A 17,985-nucleotide genomic window follows, 5' to 3' on the forward strand; every position below is an offset into this window, starting at 1 on the left:
TCGAATCCGGGGTTTGTTTCGCCACCACCCGACGGGCGGGGCACATGTAAGGAAACCGCCGTTTTTCGCACTTACTGCGCGTCTTGACGGGTCCCATACGCCCCGGCCCCGAGGCTTGACGCCTCCCCTACGCGAGCCCGGACGGTCCGGAACGACCTTCCGGGCGCCGCGCCCCGCCGCTCGCCGGGCGAGGACAGGTGGCCGGTCACCTGAAGGCGTCCCACCGGCCGCTGATTATTAAGGTGACAAGCTGAAAATTTCAGGCCACAGATCGCCTGGAAACGGCGTAGCCGAAGCCGAATGTCCGTCTTCAGAGGGCGCAGGGGCCAGAAAGGAGCCGAAAACTATCAGAGAACCCTTGACGACTTTCGGTGACCTTTTCCACACTGGGTCCCTCGGGGCGCCTCTCTCGACTCGGCGATGGTGCGCGGCGAGTGATCACCGCCTTCGACGGCCGGTGACGCGCGTCCCGACCGGACGCGGCGCCGTACACACGGACACCCCACGCCCTCCCGCATCGTCAGTCCAGCCATGGAGGCCCAGGCATGAGCTCGCGCACCCCGTCCCCTTCCCGGACCCGCGGACGTCTCGCCGGCCCGCGACGCGTGCGCCCGGCCGGGATGGCCGGGGATCCTCGGCATGGGCTCCGCGCGGACGGTGCCGCCGCCGGCGGCACCGCGGCCACCTGCCACGGAAGCGGGACGGCGGGACGAACAATGACCCGACCAGATCAGAAGGGACGACATTCCCCGGTATTCGACGGGGTCATACGACAGAGGCGAACTCATCGTGCCGTTCTCGTCCGGGAGCCATGATCGCCGGTATCGGAGATCAGGGATTCCGGTAAGCGGCGAACCGGTTTGCGACAAGTCGCGGTGTCGGCGGTCGCGTCGATACGGACACATTCTCAAGGAGCACCGATGGCCGATTCAATCAACCGATCAAACGCACGGTCGGCCGACGCCAATGCGCCCGGCGCGCGGATCAACCCGACGATTCCTCATCCGGCACGCATATACGACTACCTATTGGGCGGCAAGGACCATTTCGCGGCCGACCGCGAGGCGGCGGAGCGGCTCGTCGAACTCTCACCCGGCACGCGGGAGGGGGTGCGCGCCCATCGGGCGTTTCTCGGCCGGGCCGTACGCCATCTCGCCGACAACACCGAAGTCACCCAGTTCCTGGACATCGGCACCGGCATCCCCACCCAGGGGAACACTCACGAGATCGCTCAGCGGATCAATCCAGCGGCTCACGTGGCGTACGTGGACAACGATCCCGTCGTCCTGGTCCATGGACGAGCCCTGCTGGCGAGCAGCAGTGAAGGCATGACGACGGTTATCGAGGCCGATCTGCGGGATCCGGACGGGATCCTGTCGCATCCGGAGATCAACAAAGTCATCGACTTCACCCGGCCGGTGGCGCTCATCATGGCCGGCGTCATGCACTTCATCACCGATGAGGAGAAACCCTACGAGCTGGTCGAGCGGTACAAGGCGGCCGTCCCCTCAGGCAGCCGGATGCTGTTGTCGCACATCACGCTCGACTTCGCGCCGCAGGTGCCCTCGGAGGAGTTCACCAAGCCCTATGACAGAAGTTCGGCGCCCATGGTCCCGCGGAGCCACGCGCAGGTGACGAGGTTCTTCCAGGACTGGACGATGGTGCCTCCCGGGCTCGTCGAAGTGGTCACCTGGCGACCGGACGAGGACCAGTACCAGGAATCGATTCCCGGCGGCGGCCACGCGTGGGCCTACGGCGGCCTGGCCGTGAAGCAGTGAAGCCGTGAGGTCGCGGGGTCGTGAGGTCGCGGGGTCGTGAGGTCGCGGGCGGCCGTGTCGAACGGCCGCCCGCGCATCGACCCGCGTCGCCATCCGCCGACGGAGGCGGCGAGGGGCGGCGGGGGCGGCGACAAGGGGCGGCGGCGCCCCGCGTGCGGCCGAAGGTCGCTCCGGCGTACACCCGCATATCGAACCCCGCCCTCCGGTCAGTCGCGCACGGCGAGCAGCGCCTCCCGCGCCGCGGCGAGTGCCTCCTCGTCGGAGGCTCCGGCGTGCAGGGCGGCCCTGGCGAACTCCTCGGCCGCCGCCGCGAGCCGGAGGCGGACCTGGTCGGCCGTGCCGGTGATGACGGCCGCCCGGCCGCGGCGTAGCTCCACCAGCCCCTCGTCGCGCAACTGCTGGTAGCCCCGCAGAACGGTGTGCAGGTTGATGCCGAGGCTGGCGGCCACGTTGCGCGCGGAGGGGAGCCGGTCCCCGGGGGCGGCCATGCCGTTGGCCAGCGCGGCGCGCACGGAGCCCGCCACCTGGTCGGCGAGCGACTGCGCCGAGGAGGGGTCGACCGTGATCAGCACTACGCCGTCCCCTCCTGTCGTTCTCTGCTCAGCCATCCGTTGACCAGCGCGGCCGCCACCTCCGCCTCGCGCGTGGAGTAGACGAACCACCGGTCGTCGCTGAGCGACAGGACGAGCACCGGCCCCTTACCGCCGATGACGCCCCAGCCCATCCGCCGGTCGTCCAGCCTGTATCTCCCGGGAGGAGCCTCACGCCTGGCCTCGGCGAACCGTACCACCTGGTAGGGCACCGTCCGGCGCAGGCTGGGCAGCCAGGGGATCCGCACCGTGACCCCCGAGCCGTCGATCTGCAGGTGGGTGCGCGCCTGCGCCGCCTCGAAGACCGCCCACAGTGCCAGCATCACCGTTACCTGCCATACGCCGGAACCGTCGAACGCGCTCCACACGGTGAACACGGCCAGCACCGCGGCGACCAGCAGCCTGCGCGCCGACCAGGTGGAGGTCACGAACATGGCACGCTGTGCCCGGCCGAGCGCCATGGCGGGCGCGTGCGGCGGTGGCGCGGCGGTGACCGCGGGCGGCGACGGCAGCGGACCCGCCGCCACCCAGCCCAGGACGACCGCCCCCGCGGTGGCGACGATCTCCACCACCAGGTGCCAGGCGGGCCGGGCCCCGGTGCCGGGGGCGTCGGCCAGCGTCAGCAGCCACAGCGTGCCGGACACCGGAACGGACAGGCCGACGACGAAGCTACCGACCACCAGGCCCCGCTGGACCTGGGGCAGGTGCCAGTAGCACAGGAAGAAGACGAGGGACAGCACCTCGAACCACACCACCACCCCCCAGAGGGGTTGCGCGAGCCAGTCCTGCCAGGTGGCCGCGCGCTGGGTGTCGACGACCCAGTTCTGCACGTGGACGCGGCCGGGCAGGCGCTCACCGTAAAGGCTGACCAGGACCATGGGCACGATCAGGAGGAACGGCGGGCCGGCGAGCGTCAGGATCAGGCGCCGCAGCCTGCCCGGCGCGGCGTGGTCGGGTGGGCGGGACAGCTTGGGCGGGAGAGGGGTGATCATGAGGTAACCTCCTACTGTTTGCCTTCGACTATAACAGTGCAAACAGTTACCCGAAGGGTGACAGGATGCTTCCCCGGCCGGACGTGCTCGGCCGCCCGATGCTCGTGGGGGCGTCGCGGAAATCTGATCACCAGGTGGTGTTCAGCGCGGGACGCGCCTTCCTGCGGCGGGCGCGGTCGTTCCCATGCGCGTCACGTGACGAGACCGCGATCGCCGGACCCACCCGCGCCGACGAAAGGGTCACCGTCGCCGGCCGCTTCACGGCCTTCGAGCCAGACCCGCGTCTCACCGGCGAGGGCCGCCTCCCGGAGTGAGGTGGAACGAGAAGGCTCGCTCATCCATGTCGCCGGGCCTTCTGGACGAGCTCGGCCATGACCTCCACCGGGAGTGCGGGGTTGGCCGCCGCCGAGAACGCGATCCGCTCGTCGGCGTCCCGGAGGAGCGCGAGCATCCGGGTGACCGGCAGGCGCGGATCCCGGGCCGCGGCGATCCGGACGCTCCGCGCGTCGTCATGGCTCAGCCGCTCGATGACGTCCGCGGTGACCTCTGGGGCCAGCACGGCCAGGCGTCGCTCAGCCGGGCGCGGCGAGCCGGCGAAACGGGCCAGACCCGCTCGCGGAAAGTACGGTCTGCCGGTCAGCTCGCCTTCCGAGTAGCCGGCGCCGTCCAGGACCACGCGCAGCAGGAGGTCGGCGGGCGCACCCGGATGGTGTTCGGCCAGCAGGAGCCGGACCGCTCGATCGTCGTCGCGGGCGAGCCGTCCCAGCAGGTCCGGCCCGAGGTCCGGGTCGCAGGCGGCGCTGCGGCGCAGCACCACGTGAGCCGATTCCACACAACGGGCCATCGCGGCGGCGTCGGCGAAGCGGTCGCGGATCCACGGCAACGGAACATGCACGACATACAGGTCAGGGTCGTAGTCAATGGCGGCACGTTGCGCCTCTGTGAGTTCCGGACGAAGCGAGACCGTCAGGCGGACGCCGGGATCGGGGTCGGCGGACAGCTCCTCCACCAGGTCGCGGTCCAGGTACGGATTCCCGGCGACCGCGCGGCGATGCCCCGCGTCGCCACTGCGAGCGTAGCCTTCGGCCGACGGGCGCGGCAGCGGTGCCTCGCCCACCACCTGTAGCGCGTCGTCGCTCGCGAGAATCCCGCCGAGCAGTCCCGGACGCTCCCGGTAGCCCTTCAGCGCGGCCGCCCGCCTCACCGACGGGTCCGCGTCGTCCAGCAGGGCCTCTCTGGCATGCGAAGGGAGTAGATCCCAACCGGAACACGCCGTCTTCCGCACCTCGGGCGCCGGATCCGCCGCCAGCGCGGTCAGCACGGGAGCGGGGGTCTGCCACCTCTGGGCCAGCTCACACCGGATCTCGACGCAGGGATCACGGGCCAGACGGTCGTAGGCGGCCTCGGTCAACGGCGTGGTCCCGCGTTGGAAGCGCCCCCACTCCGGACCCGCGGCCAGCGCCCAGCGCACGCGAAGGACGGGATCCCCGGCGAGCCTGGATCGGACCTCCGACGGAACATGGGGGTTGTCGGCGAACCACTCCCTGACCTTGGCGTCGTGGTGGCCGATGAAGGCCTCCACCACCTGGTCCGGCAGATCGGCTCGCCACGCCAGATACGGCAGTGCGTCGGCCGACGCCTCCGGCCCGAGCATGCGGAGCATGAGACTCGCCGGCAGCGCGGGGTTGGCAGCCAGACCCGACAAGGTGTTCACGTGTCTCTCCCGCCGTCTGTCCCCGGTTCGCCGTCGTCCGCGAACGGTGTCAGGGGCGCGCTCCCCCGGCACCCGGGCGGCCGGGACTCCGGCCGCCCTTCGGGTCCATCCTGAACGACACCGCCATGATGAGTGTCCTCACTCCGGGACCGGTGTTGCCGTGGGCCGGGAAGAAGGGCTGCGCCATCTCGGCGATCACCCGGCGGGTGCCGGGGTGACCTGGAACAGGGCGGCCTTCCACTCGCCGTCGCGGCGGGTCAGCGCGGTGGTGGCGAAGACCCTCATGGTCTGCTTGTCCGTGCCGTCGACGAGCACGTCGATCTCCACGGTGGCGGTGTGGAGCGCGCCGCCGTCGCCCAGCACGGTCACCCGGTGGTCGCTCAGGTCCGTGCGCGTGTACGGGTTGCGGTTCTCGGCGAACCCCTTCAGGATCGCCTCCCGATCGTCCATGACCCCCCAGTGCGACACGCTCAGCGGCGCCTCGGTGAGGAAGCGGTCGTAGAACTCCGCGTCGCCGTTCCTGTTGGCCTCCCAGGCCCGTTCGGACAGTTCGATCAGCTCACGTTCGATCCGCTCACGGTCAGGGCTCATCGTCGCTCTCCCTCTCGTTGACACTGGTTTAACCGGTGTCAAGTGTTACACTCGGTGCATGACCTTGGCAACCGGTATGAGGCTCGTCGGTCTCGACGGGCAGAGCTTCAGGTTCGACGCCGGCACGCTCTGCCTGGAGCTTCTCCTCACCGGGGGTGAGGGAGAACTCTCGAAGTGGGAGCGGCTGCACACGCCCGGCGACCTCGCCGCCTGGATCCCGCACTCCAGGGCGGGGCTCGGCGACCTCGTCCAGGTCTCCGCCGGAGAACTCGCCGCCACGCTTCGCCTCCGCGCCGCCCTCCAGCGGCTCGCCGCCACCGCGGCCTCGGGCTCGCGCGCCTTCTCCGGGGCCGACCTCGCCGCGCTGAACGAGGCCGCCGCGGCGCCGCCGCCCGTCCCGGTCATCGGTCCCGCCCTGGAACGCGGATGGGCCTCCCCCGTCACCGGGGCGCAGTTCCTCTCCATGGTGGCCCGCGACGCCGTCGAGGTCTTCGGCGGACCGGCCCTCGACCGGGTCAGGATGTGCGGGGGCGAGCGCTGCCTGCTGCTCTTCCTCGACACCTCACGCCCGGGGGCCCGGCGCTGGTGCTCGATGGACCGCTGCGGCAACCGCCACAAGCTCCGCACCCGCCGCGACCGCCACCCGGCGGGCTGACACTCCCCCCACAAGGGCGGGCCGGACCGCCCCGGAGGCGCGCGGGCCCGGCCGGCCTTTCCGAGTAGTGTCCTGTCCGATACCCGCCTCGTGACGCGCGGGGTCCGGCGAACCCGTCCGGGCCGGTCACGACGCGGCCCCCCTTCTCCAAGGAAGTGCGATGACCTCACAGTCAGCGGGACGTTTCGGCCTGGTCGGCAGCGGGTGGCGTTCGGAGTTCTTCGTACGCCTGGCCAGGCAGCTGCCGGAGCGGTTGTCGGTGTCCGGCGTGGTGACCAGGTCGCGGGAGCGCGGCGCCGAGGTCGAGGCCGCCTGGGGCGTGCCGACGTTCCGTTCCGTCGAGGAGATGCTCGCGGCCGGGCGTCCCGAGTTCGTCATCCCCTCGGTGCCGTGGCCGGTCACCCCCGAGGTGACGAAGGAGCTGGTGGGGTTCGGCGTGCCGGTGCTGGCGGAGACTCCCCCGGCCGCCGACCTGGACGGGCTGCGCGACCTGTGGTCGGCCGTCGGGGCCGGCGGCCTGGTGCAGGTCGCCGAGCAGTACTCGCACATGCCGGGGCACGCGGCGAGGCTGGCGCTCGTCCGCGAGGGGGTCATCGGGCAGGTGACGTCCGCGCAGATCTCCTCGACGCACCTGTACCACGCCGTGTCCCTGATCCGGCACCTGCTCGGGGCCGGTTTCAGGGAGACCACGGTGACGGCGCGCTCGTTCACCGGCCCACTGGCCGACCCGCTGTCCAGGGACGGCTGGACGGGCGACTCCACGCCGAAGGAGGCGGCCACCACGATCGCCACCCTGGGGTTCGCCGAGGGGATGGGGCTCTACGACTTCACCGACAACCAGTGGTGGAACCCGCTGCGCGCCCGGCGCGTCGTCGTCCGGGGGTCGCTGGGAGAGATCGTGGACGACAGCGTGGTGCGCCTGGCCGACCCGAGGACCCCGGTGGAGTCGCGGCTCATCCGGCGCCAGACCGGGGTCGACCTGAACCTGGAGGGCCGCGAGCTCGACCACATCAGCTTCGACGGGCGCGTGGTATACCGCAACGAGTACCGGGGCGCGCACTTCTCCGAGGACGACCTGGCCGTCGTCTCGATCCTGTGCCGGATGACGGCCTGGTGCCGGGGTGAGGCCCCGGAGCCCTACTCCCTGGCCGACGGCTGCCAGGACCACCTGATCGGCCTGGCGATCGAGGAGGCACTGCGCACCGGCGCCGACGTGACCACCGGCCGCGAGGCCTGGGCGCGGTAGCCCTCGATCACGAGGCCGGACGCGATCACGGTGGCCCTCGATCGCCAGGCCGGATGCGATCACGGGAGCCCTCGATCGCCAGGCCGGACGCGATCACGGGAGCCCTCGCCGACCGCCCGGACGCGGTCCGGCGGCCCTGTCCACGATCGCGGCGGCCCTCGCCGGGCGTCCGGACACGGCCTCGCCGCCCTGGTCAGGGTCATCCTCCCACCTCGCCCGTGGGTGTAATCTTCACCGGTCGCCCGGGGGGACCGGCTACCGTGGTCGCGGCCGTCCGGGAGGCCTCCCGGCCCGGCGGGTGCCCGCGAGGGAGGCCTCCGGCCCGGCCGGCGTCCGTCGAGGCGCGACGACGGGCTCCACCACCGACCCGAGCGGAGGACCAGAAGCGAATGGACGACCAGTCTCCCGAGGACGACCGGTACCAAGCCGACCCGGTCCTCGACCGCCTTCGAGAACTCCGGGACAGCATCGACAACATCGACGCGGCGCTGGTCCACCTGCTCGCGGAGCGCTTCAAGTACACCAGGCAGGTGGGTGAGCTGAAGGCCGCCCACCGGCTCGCCCCGGCCGATCCGGAGAGGGAGGCGGCGCAGATCGAGCGGCTCCAAGCGCTCGCCACGCAGGCGAAGCTCGATCCGGAGTTCGCCAAGAAGTTCCTGCGCTTCGTCATCGAAGAGGTGATCCGCCACCACGAGCTGGTCGCCCGCCCCTGACGGACTCGCCGGTCGCCGGCGCCTCGCGCGCCGCCGCCCGGGGAGGCCTCCGCTCCCGGCCGGGCCCGCCGGCCGCCGGAGCCTCGCGCCGCCGTCCCGGAGAGGCTCCCGATCCCTCCGGGACCTCGCCGGGGAAGGTCAGTGGCCGGCGCTCTGGCCACCGTCGACGTACAGGATCGCGCCCGTCACGAACGGCGCGTTCTCCAGGTAGACCACGGCGTCGACGATGTCGGAGATCTCGCCCAGGCGGCCGACCGGGTGCAGGGCGGCCAGGGCCTCGTGCGTCTCCGGCGCGTGCATCGGGGTCCGGATGACGCCCGGCGACACCGAGTTGGCCCTCAGCCCGCGACCGGCGTACTCGATGGCGAGCGACTTCGTGGCCGACTCCAGGCCGCCCTTGGTGAGCGACGCGAGCACCGACGGCACGTTGGAGTTCGCGTGCTCGGCCAGGCTGGTGGTGATGCCGACGATGTGGCCGCCGCCGTGGGCCAGCATGTGCGGGACGGCCCGCCGGGTGATCTGGAAGAACCCGTTGAGGTTCACGCCGAGGTAGGTCGCGAAGTCGTCGTCGGTGTAGTCGGTGAACGGCTTGGCGATGAAGATCCCGGCGTTGTTGATCAGGGTGTCGATGCGCCCGAACCTCTCGATCGCGGCGTCGACGACCTTGATCGCGGTGTCGGTGTCGGCGATGTCGCCCCTGACGGTGTGGATCAGCGGGTCCTCGGACCGCTCGATGGAGCGCGACGTCGCGACGACGGCGTAGCCCAGCCCGCGGTACGCGGCGACCAGGCTCGAACCGATGCCCTGGGAGGCGCCGGTAATGATCGCGACCTTCTGTTCCTGCGTGCTCATGCGATTACTCCTGTACTAGCCGACTGGTCTACTACCGAAATGTAGACGACCGGTCTAGTATTCGTCAAAACTCGGAAGAGGGCCGGGGCCCGGCCCGGGAACCGGGCCCCGGGGACGCGGCGGCTAGTGCTCCACGATGCGCGAGACGTGGTACTGCCGGATGCGCCACGTGTCCCCGTCGCGCACCAGGACCAGCGAGAGGTTCACCGGTATCTCGTCCTCGCCGTCGGCCTCACCGTCGGCGCGGAACGACACGGCGGCGAAACCGCCCGCCACCGTCTCACCGAGCGTGTACGTGTGCAGGATCCTCGCCTCGGCCGTGCGGCCGGGCGGGACGGCCGCGTAGTAGGCGCGTACAGCCTCCCGCCCGGACGCCGGTTCCGGCAGGAAGCCCAAAAACAGCGCGTCGTCGGTGAACAGTTCGGCCATCGCGTCCGGCCGGTGGCCGTCGAACGCGGCCTTCCACCGTTGCAGGATCGCGGGCATCGGATGACTCATGACTACCTTCCGCTTATAGACGACCGGTCTAGTGGCAAACATAGACGACCGGTCGTACACTTGCCATATGGGACGGACCAGTGACGCCAGGGAAAAAATCCTCACCGCCGCGCGACGTCTGATCGAGCTGAACGGGTATTCCGCGCTCGGAGTCGCGGAGATCTGCAAGGCCGCCGGCGTCCCCAAGGGCAGCTTCTACTATTTCTTCGAGTCCAAGGAAGCGCTGGTCCGGGCCGTCATCGACGAGGAGTGGGACGAGGAGCGCGGCACCTGGAGGGCGATCCTCGGCGGCGAGGGCGCCCCCCTGGAGCGGCTGCGCCGGCTGTTCGAGGCGACCGAGGCCGAGCAGCGCCTCGGGCAGCAGTCGTGCGGCACCGTCTCCGGCTGCATGTTCGGCAACCTCACCCTGGAGCTGAGCAACCGGACCGAGCCGATCCGCGCCCGGCTGCAGGAGATCTTCGATGCCCAGGTCGACATGGTGCGGGCCGTCGTCGAGGAGGCGCGCGAGCGTGGCGAGGTCACCGTGACCGACACCGCCGCGGCGGCCAGGGCCGTGGTCGCGCAGCTCGAAGGCCAGGTGCTCTTCGCGAAGCTGTACAACGACACCCGGCGCCTCGACAGCATGTGGGTCAACTGCCTGGCCCTGCTGGGCGCTCGCCTGCCGGAGCGTGCGGGCGCCGTCTAAGACGGCACCTCTCCCGTAGAGAAGGTGGAGAGCGCCGCCCGCCCGGGGGGTGAAAGGCACAGGCGGGCGGCGCCGTTTTGGGAGCCGCTCAGCGCAGGGACAGCTGGAGCAGCAGATCCTTCACCTCGGTGGCGGCGATCCGCTCGGCGGCCACGGACGGGTCGGAGCAGAGCAGCACCGGCCCGTCGAGGGGGTTGTCCGGCAGGCGGCCGTGCGAGCCCCGGATGGCGCGGGCGCCCGCGTCGAGGCCGACGACGTTCATCGTGTAGCGCATGCCGGTCTTCTTGCGCAGCAGCGCCACGGCGGCCCTGCGCTTGGCCGCGCCGGGGGCGGCGGGGTCGAAGAACAGCTCGGCGGGGTCGTAGCCGGGCTTGCGGTGGATCTCGACCAGGTTGGCGAAGTCGGGGCGCCGGGCGTCGTCGAGCCAGTAGTAGTAGGTGAACCAGGCGTCGGGCTCGGAGACCAGGACCAGCTCCCCGGCGCGGGAGTGTGCCAGCCCGTTCCTGGCCTTGCCCTCCTCGTCGAGCACCTCGGCGACCCCGGGCAGGCCCGCGCAGAGCTTGGCGACGGCCGGGATGTCGGCGGGGTCGGCGACGTAGACGTGCGCCACCTGGTGGTCGGCGACGGCGAACGCGCGGGAGGTCCAGGGGTCGAGATACTCCATGCCGTCCTGGGTGTAGACCTCCAGCAGCCCCTCGGTGCGCAGCAGCCGGTTGACGTCGACCGGGCGGGAGACGTCGGTGATCCCGTACTCCGACAGGGCCACCACGGTGGTCCCGCGCGCGACGGCGGCGTCCAGCAGGGGGGCGAGCACGGTGTCGAGCTCGGAGGCCGCGGCGGCCGAGCGCGGGTCGGACGGGCCGAACCGCTGCAGGTCGTAGTCCAGGTGCGGCACGTACGCCAGGGTGAGATCGGGGTTGTGGTCCTTCATGATCTGCTCGGTGGCGCGGCAGATCCAGGTGGAGGAGGCGATTCCCGCCCCCGGCCCCCAGTAGGTGAACAGCGGGAACTCACCCAGCTTGCCGGTGAGCTCGTCGTGCAGCTCCGGCGGGTAGGTGTAGCAGTCGGGATCCTTGCGCCCGTCGGCCCGGTAGATCGGCCGGGGGGTGACCGTCCAGTCGACGTCGGCGCCCATGGCGTACCACCAGCACACGTTGGCCACGGTGAAGCCGGGCCGCTCGCGCCGGGCGGCGTGCCACAGCTTGTCCCCGCCGACCAGCGCGTTGTGCTGGCGCCACAGGAAGACCTCGCCGAGCTCACGGAAGTACCAGCCGTTGCCGACGACGCCGTGCTCGGTGGGCGCGACGCCGGTGAGGAAGGTCGACTGGGCCGAGCAGGTGACGGCGGGCAGCACGGTGCCGAGTTCGGCCTGGAAGCCGCCGTCGGCGACGGCGCGCAGCCTCGGCATGTGGGCCAGCAGTCTCGGGGTGAGGCCCACCACGTCGAGGACCAGCAACGATGTCATGCTTTCACTCCAAGGTCGCGCATCTCGGCGCGGGCGAAGTCCAGCTCGTCGGCGATGCCGCCGGCGAGCTGTTCGGGCGTCTGCGGGCGCAGCGCGGGTGGCAGCACGCCCCAGGTGTAGGTCTCCACGTCGTAGTGGTCGCACAAAGGCTCGGGACCGCCGACCAGCTCCGCGAGGGCCTCGCGGAGCACCGGCACGGTGGTGGCGAGCGGCGCCTGCGGGGCGACGTGCAGCGGTACGTGGTAGTGGACCCGCCACGGTCCGGGCAGCTTCCGCTCGAACGCCTCGTCGAGGTCGTCGGCGTCGTCGCCGGCCGCGTTGCGGGTCTGGTGCAGGAAGCGCGGCTCGACGTACTCGCGCAGGGTCTCCGGGTCGTCGCTCTCCAGGGCCGCGGAGACCTGGACCTTGACGACGGGCAGGCCCGCGTCGGCGTACCGGCGCAGCGCGTCGGCGGGCCGCTCCCAGGCGCACGCCAGGTGGGCGAGGTCCAGGCAGACACCGAGCCGGTCGGTGTCGACGCCGGACAGGGCGCGCACGGCCTGGTCGGTGGTCTCCACCACGCAGCCGGGCTCGGGTTCGAACGCCACCCGGATGACGCGGCCGGTGGCGGACTCGACGGCGGCGAGCCCGGTGGCGAGCGCGTCGAGCCTGCCCATGGCGAGGCTGGACATCTCCTCGTCCCACGGGTCGCGCCAGGCGAGCGGGAGGGTGGAGATCGACCCCCTGGCGGCGTCGTCCGGCAGCAGGGCGGCCAGGACGTTCGCCAGGTCGAGGGTGTAGGCGAGCCGTTCGGGAGTGGTCCAGTCGGGGTGGTAGACCGCGTGCTTGACCACCGGGTCCTGGAACGAGCGGTAGGGGAAGCCGTTGAGCGTCACGACCTCCAGCTCCCGGGCGTCCAGCTCGCGGCGGAACCCGGCCAGCAGCGCGGGGTCGGCGGCGAGCGCGGCGGCGACGGGCGCGGCCAGCCAGAGCCCGAGCCCGAGCGTGTCGGAGCCGAGACGGGCGCGGATCGGCACCGCGTACGTGTCGAGCTGCTCGACGATGCCGTCGAGGTCCTCGGCCGGGTGCACGTTGGTGCAGTAGCTGAGGTGCAGCGTCCGCCCGCCCGGATGGCTCAGCCGCATCAAGACCCTCCGCGCTTGATGGAGCTGCCCTCGAACGTGGCCTCGCGCGCCCCGGCGACCTCGGACAGGTCCAGGCGTCCCGACTGGCCGTAGAACTCCACGGGGTTGCGCCACAGCACCCGGTCGACGTCGTCCTCGCTGAACCCGGCCTCCAGCATCGCCCTGCCGGTCTCCAGGGTGAGCAGCGGGTCGGAGACGCCCCAGTCGGCGGCGGAGTTGACCAGCACCCGCTCCAGGCCGTGCTCGCGCAGGATCTCCACCATGCGGGGCGGCGACATCTTGGTCTCGGGGTAGATGGAGAAGCCCATCCAGCAGCCCGCGTCGTGCACGATCCCCGCGGTGACCTCGTTGAGGTGGTCGACGGCGACCAGGCCGGGCGCGATGCCGGACGAGGCGACGACGTCGAGGGTGCGCTGGGTGCCCTTGGCCTTGTCGCGGTGCGGGGTGTGCACGAGCGCGGGCAGCTCGTGGTCGACGGCCATCGCGAGCTGCCGTTCGAAGGCGTCGTCCTCGGCGGGGGTCATCGAGTCGTAGCCGATCTCGCCGACCGCCACGACGCGGTCCTTCTCCAGGTAGCGCGGGAGCAGGTCGAGCACGGGCCGGCAGCGCGGGTCGCCGGCCTCCTTGGGGTTCAGCGCGATGGTGGCGTGGTGCAGGATGCCGAACTGCCCCGCGCGGTACGGCTCCCAGCCGATCAGCGAGTCGAAGTAGTCGGTGAACGAACCGGGGTTGGTGCGCGGCTGGCCCAGCCAGAAGGCGGGCTCCACGATGGCGAGCACCCCGGCGGCGGCCATCCTGGCGTAGTCGTCGGTGGTGCGCGACGTCATGTGGATGTGCGGGTCGAAGATCCGCATCAGGCCTCCTTCTCGCTGGTCTTCTCGCTGGTCGGACGGCCGGGCTTCTCGCCGGTCAGGGCGTCGGCCTTCTCGCCGCTCACGTCGCCGGGCTTCTCGCCGGTCAGGCGGCCGAGCAGGGCGGTCGCGTCGTCGGGGGTGGGGCGCCCGGCCGCGGTGCGCTCCTCGGCGAACGCGGCCAGCATCCCGGCCAGTTCGGCGTCGGCCCGCTCGTCGAGCCGGTCCACGGCGGCCAGCGGCACTCCCATGAACACGCACTTGAGCACCGCCTGCCGCCACATGGTCTGGTCGAGGTGTCCGGCGTAGGGGCCGAGCGCGGCGGCCACCAGGCGGGTGTCGTTGGTGCGGATCGCGTCGTGCAGGAGCGGCACCGCCTCCGCGCCGAGGGGCAGCAGCGGCAGGGCCTTGAGCACGGCGCGCTTCTCGTCGGCGTCTCCGTGGCGGTAGAGGTCGGCGACCCGCTCGGCCACCGCGTCCGGCGGGAGCGCGGCGAGCAGGACGGCCCTCGCCGCCTCGTCGGCGCTCCAGCCGGGCGCCTCGGGCAGCGGCGCCCGTCCGGCGCGCCGTCCCGCGGAGGCGAAGTGCCGCGTGACGCTCTCGGGCCTGGCGGCGGCGCTCTCGCGCGCGCCGGCCAGCCACTCCTGGTCGAGGGCCTGGTCGCGGTCGAGCGCGGCCAGCAGGCCGTCCGTCCGGGTGCCCTGGCTGCTCGGTTGTGGTGTCATGCGTTCGTCCCTTCGGCGGCGGCGCGCAGGAAGTCCAGGGACCGGGCGGCCACCTGCGGCGCGGCGTGCGAGTGGCGGGGCAGCTCGACCGCGACCAGGCCCCGGTAGCCGCACTCGGCCAGGGCGCGCAGCACGGGAGGGAAGTCGATCTCCCCCTCGCCGAACTCCAGGTGCTCGTGCACCCCTCGGCGCATGTCGTCGATCTGCACGTTGACCAGGTGGTCGGCGACGGCCGTGACGCAGTCGGGGACCGGGTCGGGTTCGAGGCAGCGGCAGTGGCCGATGTCCAGCGTGATGCCGAACCCCGAGGGCTCGCCGAGCTCGGCGTGCAGCTTGCGCCATCCGGCGATCGTCTCGACGAGCATGCCGGGCTCGGGCTCGAAGCCCAGCGGCACCCCGGCGGCGTCGGCCGTCTCGGCGATCCGGGCGCAGCCGTCGACGAGCCTGGCCCAGGCCGTGGCCTCGTCGACCGTCTCCGGGCGTACCCCCGCCCAGAACGACACCGCCTCGGCTCCCAGGTCGGCGCCTATGGCGACCGCCCGGCCCAGGAAGTCCAGGCGCGCCTCGCGCTCGTCGTGCAGCAGCGTGGGGGCGTGCTTGCGCCTGGGGTCCAGCAGGTAGCGGGCCCCGGTCTCGACGACCACGCCGAGCCCGAGGTCGCGCAGCAGGTCGGACACGGCCGCGACCCTGCGGGCCAGCCCCTCCTCGTACGGGTCCAGGTGGTCGTGGTCGAGCGTGAGGGCGACCCCCTGGTAGCCGAGGTCGGCGATGACCCGGAGCGCGTCGGCGAGCCGGTGGTTGGCGAACCCGTTGGTCCCGTAGCCGAACCTCGGACCGGCGGCCGTGCCCGGACTCGTGTCAGCGCCCGTGCCGGTGCTCGTGTCAGCGTTCGTGTCGGTGCTGCCGGGGCTCACGTGGGGGACACCTTCCTGGCGAGGGCCCGGCCGAGAGGGACGGCCGCCGCGACGGCGATGCCCTCGCGGGTGGCGCCGCTGCGGGCGACGAGCGCGCCCTGCAGGGCGGGCAGCGCGACGATGCCGGTACCGACGGCGGCCCGCAACCGTGAGGCCGACGGCTCGGCGACCGCCTGGGCCTGGGACAGGCCGAACCTGGCGGCGTACCAGCCGGTGAGTCCCGCCTGCACGGCCCGCACCACCTGCGCCGCGCGCGCGGTCTGCGGCTTCGAGGAGGCCTCGCCGCGTCCCAGGGCGGTGGCCACCGCGAGCGCGACGGTGCCGGCCAGGGTCGCCACGGGGAGGCTCCGGTCGGAGCCGGACACCTCGGCGCGCGACAGCGCGGTGAGCAGGTACGTGTGGGCGGCGACGGTGAACGCCGACGGCAGCGCCTCCGCGACGCTCCGCCCCGGCGTGGCGCCCAGCAGCACGTCCAGGCCCCGGCAGAGCGCCATCGCCAGCGGCCCCGCCGCCGTGTTCTTGGCCACCAGGTCGTACGACCAGACGGCGGCGGCGAGCGGGACGGCGACCGCCAGGGCCCGGCGGCCGCCGGAGAGCCCGGCCGCCGCCAGGCCGGCGGCGGTGAGCCCGGCGGCGATCCCGAGCGCGGCGCCGGGTGAGATCCGGCCGGACGGGATCGGCCGCTCCGGGCGTTCCACCGCGTCCAGGTGGCGGTCGGCCCAGTCGTTGGCGGCCATCCCCGCCCAGTACAGGCATACCGAGGAGCAGGCCAGGCCGAGGGTCCTGCCGCCGAGCACCCGCCCGGCGGCGGCCCCGGCGACGACGTCACCGGGTACGGACAGGGCGGCGGGGGCGCGCACGAGCTCCGCGAGGTCGCGCAGCGACGGCATCAGACCGGTTCCTCTCCGCCGAGGGTGCCGGCGAACTCGCGAAGCACCCGCCACTGGTCGGCCAGCGCGTGCGGCACCGCCCCGAGCGGGTCCTTGAAGAAGAAGGCCAGCTCGCCCAGCGGGCCGGAGCGGCCGGAGCGGTGCGCCGCCGCCGTGAGCCTGGCCAGGTCCAGGACCAGGGGCGCGGCGAGGGCGGAGTCGCAGCCGTGCCAGGTGAACTCCATGCGCATGGGCGTACCCAGGAACCCCTCGAAGGTGACGAGGTCCCAGGCGGTCTTGAAGTCGCCGATGTCCTCCACGTACTCGATGCGGGTCTCGCCCTGCGGGGTGTAGCCGAGCGTCTCGCCCAGCACCCGCTGCTTGCTGGCGGCCTTGGCCGCGTTGGCGGCCGGATCGGCGAGGTTGGCGCCGTCTCCCCCGCCGAGGAGGTTCATCCCCGACCAGGTGCGGACCCGCAGGTTGCGCTGGGCGAACATCGGGGCGAGCACCGACTTGACGAGCGTCTCGCCGGTCTTGCCGTCGTGGCCTCCGTACGGCAGCCCCAGCAGGCCGGCGAGCCGGTCCAGGGCGGGCAGCCGGGCGCCCGTCGAGGGGGTGAAGTCCACGTAGGGACAGCCCGCGCGGAAGGCGGCGTACGCCGTCAGGGCGCTGGGCGGCAGCAGGTCCCGCGAGACCGCCAGCTCGGCCTCCAGCAGCTCCAGGTCGGCGTGGGCCGGGTGGGGCTCGGGGGCCGGCTCGGTGGTCGAGACGTTGATGACGACGACCCGTTCCAGGCCGTGCCGCAGCCGGAACTCGGTGATGTCGGCGGCGATCAGCTCCGCGGTCGCGGCCTGGTTCTCGGCGAGCGGCACCTGCCTCAGGTTCTCCTCGACCCGGGCGAGCTCGTCGCGCAGGGGCTCGACCAGCCTGGCCGGTACGATCCCGGCCCCGGCCAGCGCGGCCGCCTTCTTCTCCAGCGGGATCGGGACGATGTCGTGCCCGCCGAACACCAGGTCTCCCAGACCTGGCAGCCCGGCGCCGCGGAACTCGGGGAGTTCCGTGACGCAGCCCGTCGGCTGGGCGAGACCGGCGCGCACCGCTAGCGCACCGATCATGCTCGTGACGGCGACGGACCCTCGTGCTCCTACCAGCCACACTCCCGTACGCATCTGGCCTCCTGTGGTGAGTCGACTCCTGGGGGATGACGGTCTTCATCCGCCCGGCCGAGACCGGACGGCGCCGATGACATCACCATTTCGGCCGTCCGGTCGGAGGGGATGTCACGGCGGGTACTACGTGGTCGTTAGAGCGGAGGAGACGACCCCGCGGCGGATCGAGCCGTGAGGTCCGACCCGCTTGTGCAAGGAATCGTACGTTGTGCGGATATTACGGATATATGTCTCAGGGGTATATTTATCACTCAGAGCAGCTCAGCGTAAGAAAATTCTGGAGCAAATCCGGTCGGAAACCCCGGCCCGGGAAGTCCGGACCGGAGGATTCGCCCCGAAGGGGTCGGCACGGGTTTCCAGGCCGGGTTTCCGACCGGTTTTCCTGAGGATTTCCTGCGAGGTTTCCGGCCGGCTTTCCGGCCGGTCTCTCCGCCTGATTCCAGCCCTCGGTCTCCGCGCCTCGGTCCGGGTTCTCAGTCCGAGGAGAAGGCGGCGTCGAAGGCGGCGGTGGGCGGGGTGATGGCGTTGAGCTTGCGGATGACGGCCAGCGCGTC

General features: G+C 72.0%; 19 protein-coding genes. 6 read left to right on the plus strand and 13 right to left on the minus strand.

The window, feature by feature from the left end; all coding sequences use genetic code 11:
• Positions 1 to 920 precede the first annotated feature (920 nt).
• Positions 921 to 1,778, plus strand: coding sequence for an SAM-dependent methyltransferase (locus AC5L38_RS21220; RefSeq protein ID WP_495244547.1), 858 nt, complete (start codon positions 921 to 923; stop codon positions 1,776 to 1,778).
• 206 nt (positions 1,779 to 1,984) lie between these two features.
• Here the strand turns inward: AC5L38_RS21220 and AC5L38_RS21225 are convergent, their stop codons facing one another.
• On the minus strand, positions 1,985 to 2,350 hold the full coding sequence (locus AC5L38_RS21225; protein ID WP_495244548.1) for a GntR family transcriptional regulator: 366 nt from the start codon (positions 2,348 to 2,350) through the stop codon (positions 1,985 to 1,987).
• Positions 2,350 to 3,360 (minus strand): hypothetical protein, encoded by a 1,011-nt coding sequence (locus tag AC5L38_RS21230; RefSeq protein WP_495244549.1) that lies wholly within the window; start codon positions 3,358 to 3,360, stop codon positions 2,350 to 2,352. Before AC5L38_RS21230 ends, AC5L38_RS21225 begins: the two co-directional genes overlap by 1 nt.
• Positions 3,361 to 3,425: 65 nt before the next feature.
• Here AC5L38_RS21230 and AC5L38_RS21235 point away from each other — a divergent pair, with 65 nt between their 5' ends.
• Entirely contained in the window at positions 3,426 to 3,674 is a 249-nt protein-coding gene (locus AC5L38_RS21235) for a hypothetical protein (protein ID WP_495244550.1), read from the plus strand.
• Positions 3,675 to 3,694: 20 nt separating this feature from the next.
• Here the strand turns inward: AC5L38_RS21235 and AC5L38_RS21240 are convergent, their stop codons facing one another.
• Positions 3,695 to 5,074, minus strand: a complete 1,380-nt coding sequence (locus AC5L38_RS21240; RefSeq protein WP_495244551.1) for a hypothetical protein — start codon at positions 5,072 to 5,074, stop codon at positions 3,695 to 3,697.
• Positions 5,075 to 5,269: 195 nt separating this feature from the next.
• Positions 5,270 to 5,665, minus strand: coding sequence for a nuclear transport factor 2 family protein (locus tag AC5L38_RS21245; RefSeq protein WP_495244552.1), 396 nt, complete (start codon positions 5,663 to 5,665; stop codon positions 5,270 to 5,272).
• A 58-nt stretch (positions 5,666 to 5,723) separates the two neighbouring features.
• Between AC5L38_RS21245 and AC5L38_RS21250 the strand changes: the two genes are divergently transcribed.
• The 3 genes from AC5L38_RS21250 to AC5L38_RS21260 all read left to right on the plus strand — a co-directional run bounded on the left by AC5L38_RS21250 (position 5,724) and on the right by AC5L38_RS21260 (position 8,279).
• Entirely contained in the window at positions 5,724 to 6,320 is a 597-nt protein-coding gene (locus tag AC5L38_RS21250) for a CGNR zinc finger domain-containing protein (protein ID WP_495244553.1), read from the plus strand.
• A 160-nt stretch (positions 6,321 to 6,480) separates the two neighbouring features.
• On the plus strand, positions 6,481 to 7,566 hold the full coding sequence (locus tag AC5L38_RS21255) for a Gfo/Idh/MocA family protein (protein ID WP_495244554.1): 1,086 nt from the start codon (positions 6,481 to 6,483) through the stop codon (positions 7,564 to 7,566).
• A gap of 389 nt (positions 7,567 to 7,955) precedes the next feature.
• Positions 7,956 to 8,279, plus strand: a complete 324-nt coding sequence (locus AC5L38_RS21260; RefSeq protein WP_495244555.1) for a chorismate mutase — start codon at positions 7,956 to 7,958, stop codon at positions 8,277 to 8,279.
• Between the two features lie 138 nt (positions 8,280 to 8,417).
• Here AC5L38_RS21260 and AC5L38_RS21265 read toward each other — a convergent pair whose 3' ends face one another.
• Complete coding sequence (locus AC5L38_RS21265) at positions 8,418 to 9,131, minus strand: SDR family NAD(P)-dependent oxidoreductase (RefSeq protein WP_495244556.1); 714 nt, start codon at positions 9,129 to 9,131, stop codon at positions 8,418 to 8,420.
• A gap of 123 nt (positions 9,132 to 9,254) precedes the next feature.
• On the minus strand, positions 9,255 to 9,629 hold the full coding sequence (locus AC5L38_RS21270; protein ID WP_495244557.1) for an SgcJ/EcaC family oxidoreductase: 375 nt from the start codon (positions 9,627 to 9,629) through the stop codon (positions 9,255 to 9,257).
• Between the two features lie 67 nt (positions 9,630 to 9,696).
• Here AC5L38_RS21270 and AC5L38_RS21275 point away from each other — a divergent pair, with 67 nt between their 5' ends.
• Positions 9,697 to 10,314, plus strand: coding sequence for a TetR/AcrR family transcriptional regulator (locus tag AC5L38_RS21275; protein ID WP_495244558.1), 618 nt, complete (start codon positions 9,697 to 9,699; stop codon positions 10,312 to 10,314).
• An 88-nt stretch (positions 10,315 to 10,402) separates the two neighbouring features.
• Here AC5L38_RS21275 and AC5L38_RS21280 read toward each other — a convergent pair whose 3' ends face one another.
• From AC5L38_RS21280 to AC5L38_RS21310, 7 genes are read right to left on the minus strand one after another with little or no spacing between them, the layout of a single operon-like run.
• The gene (locus AC5L38_RS21280) at positions 10,403 to 11,779 is read right to left on the minus strand and encodes an alkaline phosphatase family protein (protein WP_495244559.1); all 1,377 of its coding nucleotides are present in this window, start codon (positions 11,777 to 11,779) and stop codon (positions 10,403 to 10,405) included.
• The gene (gene eboE / locus AC5L38_RS21285) at positions 11,776 to 12,903 is read right to left on the minus strand and encodes a metabolite traffic protein EboE (RefSeq protein ID WP_495244560.1); all 1,128 of its coding nucleotides are present in this window, start codon (positions 12,901 to 12,903) and stop codon (positions 11,776 to 11,778) included. Before eboE ends, AC5L38_RS21280 begins: the two co-directional genes overlap by 4 nt.
• Complete coding sequence (locus tag AC5L38_RS21290) at positions 12,903 to 13,757, minus strand: TatD family hydrolase (protein WP_495244561.1); 855 nt, start codon at positions 13,755 to 13,757, stop codon at positions 12,903 to 12,905. The genes eboE and AC5L38_RS21290 overlap by 1 nt, the downstream gene beginning before the upstream one ends.
• Positions 13,757 to 14,479, minus strand: a complete 723-nt coding sequence (locus tag AC5L38_RS21295) for an EboA domain-containing protein (RefSeq protein WP_495244562.1) — start codon at positions 14,477 to 14,479, stop codon at positions 13,757 to 13,759. Before AC5L38_RS21295 ends, AC5L38_RS21290 begins: the two co-directional genes overlap by 1 nt.
• Positions 14,476 to 15,393 carry a sugar phosphate isomerase/epimerase family protein gene (locus tag AC5L38_RS21300; protein WP_495244563.1) on the minus strand — a complete coding sequence of 306 codons (918 nt, stop codon included), beginning with the start codon at positions 15,391 to 15,393 and terminating at the stop codon, positions 14,476 to 14,478. The genes AC5L38_RS21295 and AC5L38_RS21300 overlap by 4 nt, the downstream gene beginning before the upstream one ends.
• The gene (locus AC5L38_RS21305) at positions 15,390 to 16,283 is read right to left on the minus strand and encodes an SCO3242 family prenyltransferase (RefSeq protein WP_495244564.1); all 894 of its coding nucleotides are present in this window, start codon (positions 16,281 to 16,283) and stop codon (positions 15,390 to 15,392) included. The genes AC5L38_RS21300 and AC5L38_RS21305 overlap by 4 nt, the downstream gene beginning before the upstream one ends.
• Entirely contained in the window at positions 16,283 to 17,377 is a 1,095-nt protein-coding gene (locus tag AC5L38_RS21310; protein WP_495244565.1) for an inositol-3-phosphate synthase, read from the minus strand. The genes AC5L38_RS21305 and AC5L38_RS21310 overlap by 1 nt, the downstream gene beginning before the upstream one ends.
• Positions 17,378 to 17,985: the final 608 nt, after the last annotated feature.

Source organism: Streptosporangium nanhuense, assembly GCF_059358815.1.

Excerpts from the sequence above, each read along its gene's own strand:
- AC5L38_RS21220 (WP_495244547.1), top strand. The coding sequence starts at position 921 with ATGGCCGATTCAATCAACCGATCAAACGCACGGTCGGCCGACGCCAAT.
- AC5L38_RS21230 (WP_495244549.1), bottom strand. The coding sequence starts at position 3,360 with ATGATCACCCCTCTCCCGCCCAAGCTGTCCCGCCCACCCGACCACGCC.
- AC5L38_RS21235 (WP_495244550.1), top strand. The coding sequence starts at position 3,426 with ATGCTTCCCCGGCCGGACGTGCTCGGCCGCCCGATGCTCGTGGGGGCG.
- AC5L38_RS21245 (WP_495244552.1), bottom strand. The coding sequence starts at position 5,665 with ATGAGCCCTGACCGTGAGCGGATCGAACGTGAGCTGATCGAACTGTCC.
- AC5L38_RS21250 (WP_495244553.1), top strand. The coding sequence starts at position 5,724 with ATGACCTTGGCAACCGGTATGAGGCTCGTCGGTCTCGACGGGCAGAGC.
- AC5L38_RS21255 (WP_495244554.1), top strand. The coding sequence starts at position 6,481 with ATGACCTCACAGTCAGCGGGACGTTTCGGCCTGGTCGGCAGCGGGTGG.
- AC5L38_RS21260 (WP_495244555.1), top strand. The coding sequence starts at position 7,956 with ATGGACGACCAGTCTCCCGAGGACGACCGGTACCAAGCCGACCCGGTC.
- AC5L38_RS21265 (WP_495244556.1), bottom strand. The coding sequence starts at position 9,131 with ATGAGCACGCAGGAACAGAAGGTCGCGATCATTACCGGCGCCTCCCAG.
- AC5L38_RS21270 (WP_495244557.1), bottom strand. The coding sequence starts at position 9,629 with ATGAGTCATCCGATGCCCGCGATCCTGCAACGGTGGAAGGCCGCGTTC.
- AC5L38_RS21275 (WP_495244558.1), top strand. The coding sequence starts at position 9,697 with ATGGGACGGACCAGTGACGCCAGGGAAAAAATCCTCACCGCCGCGCGA.
- AC5L38_RS21280 (WP_495244559.1), bottom strand. The coding sequence starts at position 11,779 with ATGACATCGTTGCTGGTCCTCGACGTGGTGGGCCTCACCCCGAGACTG.
- eboE (WP_495244560.1), bottom strand. The coding sequence starts at position 12,903 with ATGCGGCTGAGCCATCCGGGCGGGCGGACGCTGCACCTCAGCTACTGC.
- AC5L38_RS21290 (WP_495244561.1), bottom strand. The coding sequence starts at position 13,757 with ATGCGGATCTTCGACCCGCACATCCACATGACGTCGCGCACCACCGAC.
- AC5L38_RS21295 (WP_495244562.1), bottom strand. The coding sequence starts at position 14,479 with ATGACACCACAACCGAGCAGCCAGGGCACCCGGACGGACGGCCTGCTG.
- AC5L38_RS21305 (WP_495244564.1), bottom strand. The coding sequence starts at position 16,283 with ATGCCGTCGCTGCGCGACCTCGCGGAGCTCGTGCGCGCCCCCGCCGCC.
- AC5L38_RS21310 (WP_495244565.1), bottom strand. The coding sequence starts at position 17,377 with ATGATCGGTGCGCTAGCGGTGCGCGCCGGTCTCGCCCAGCCGACGGGC.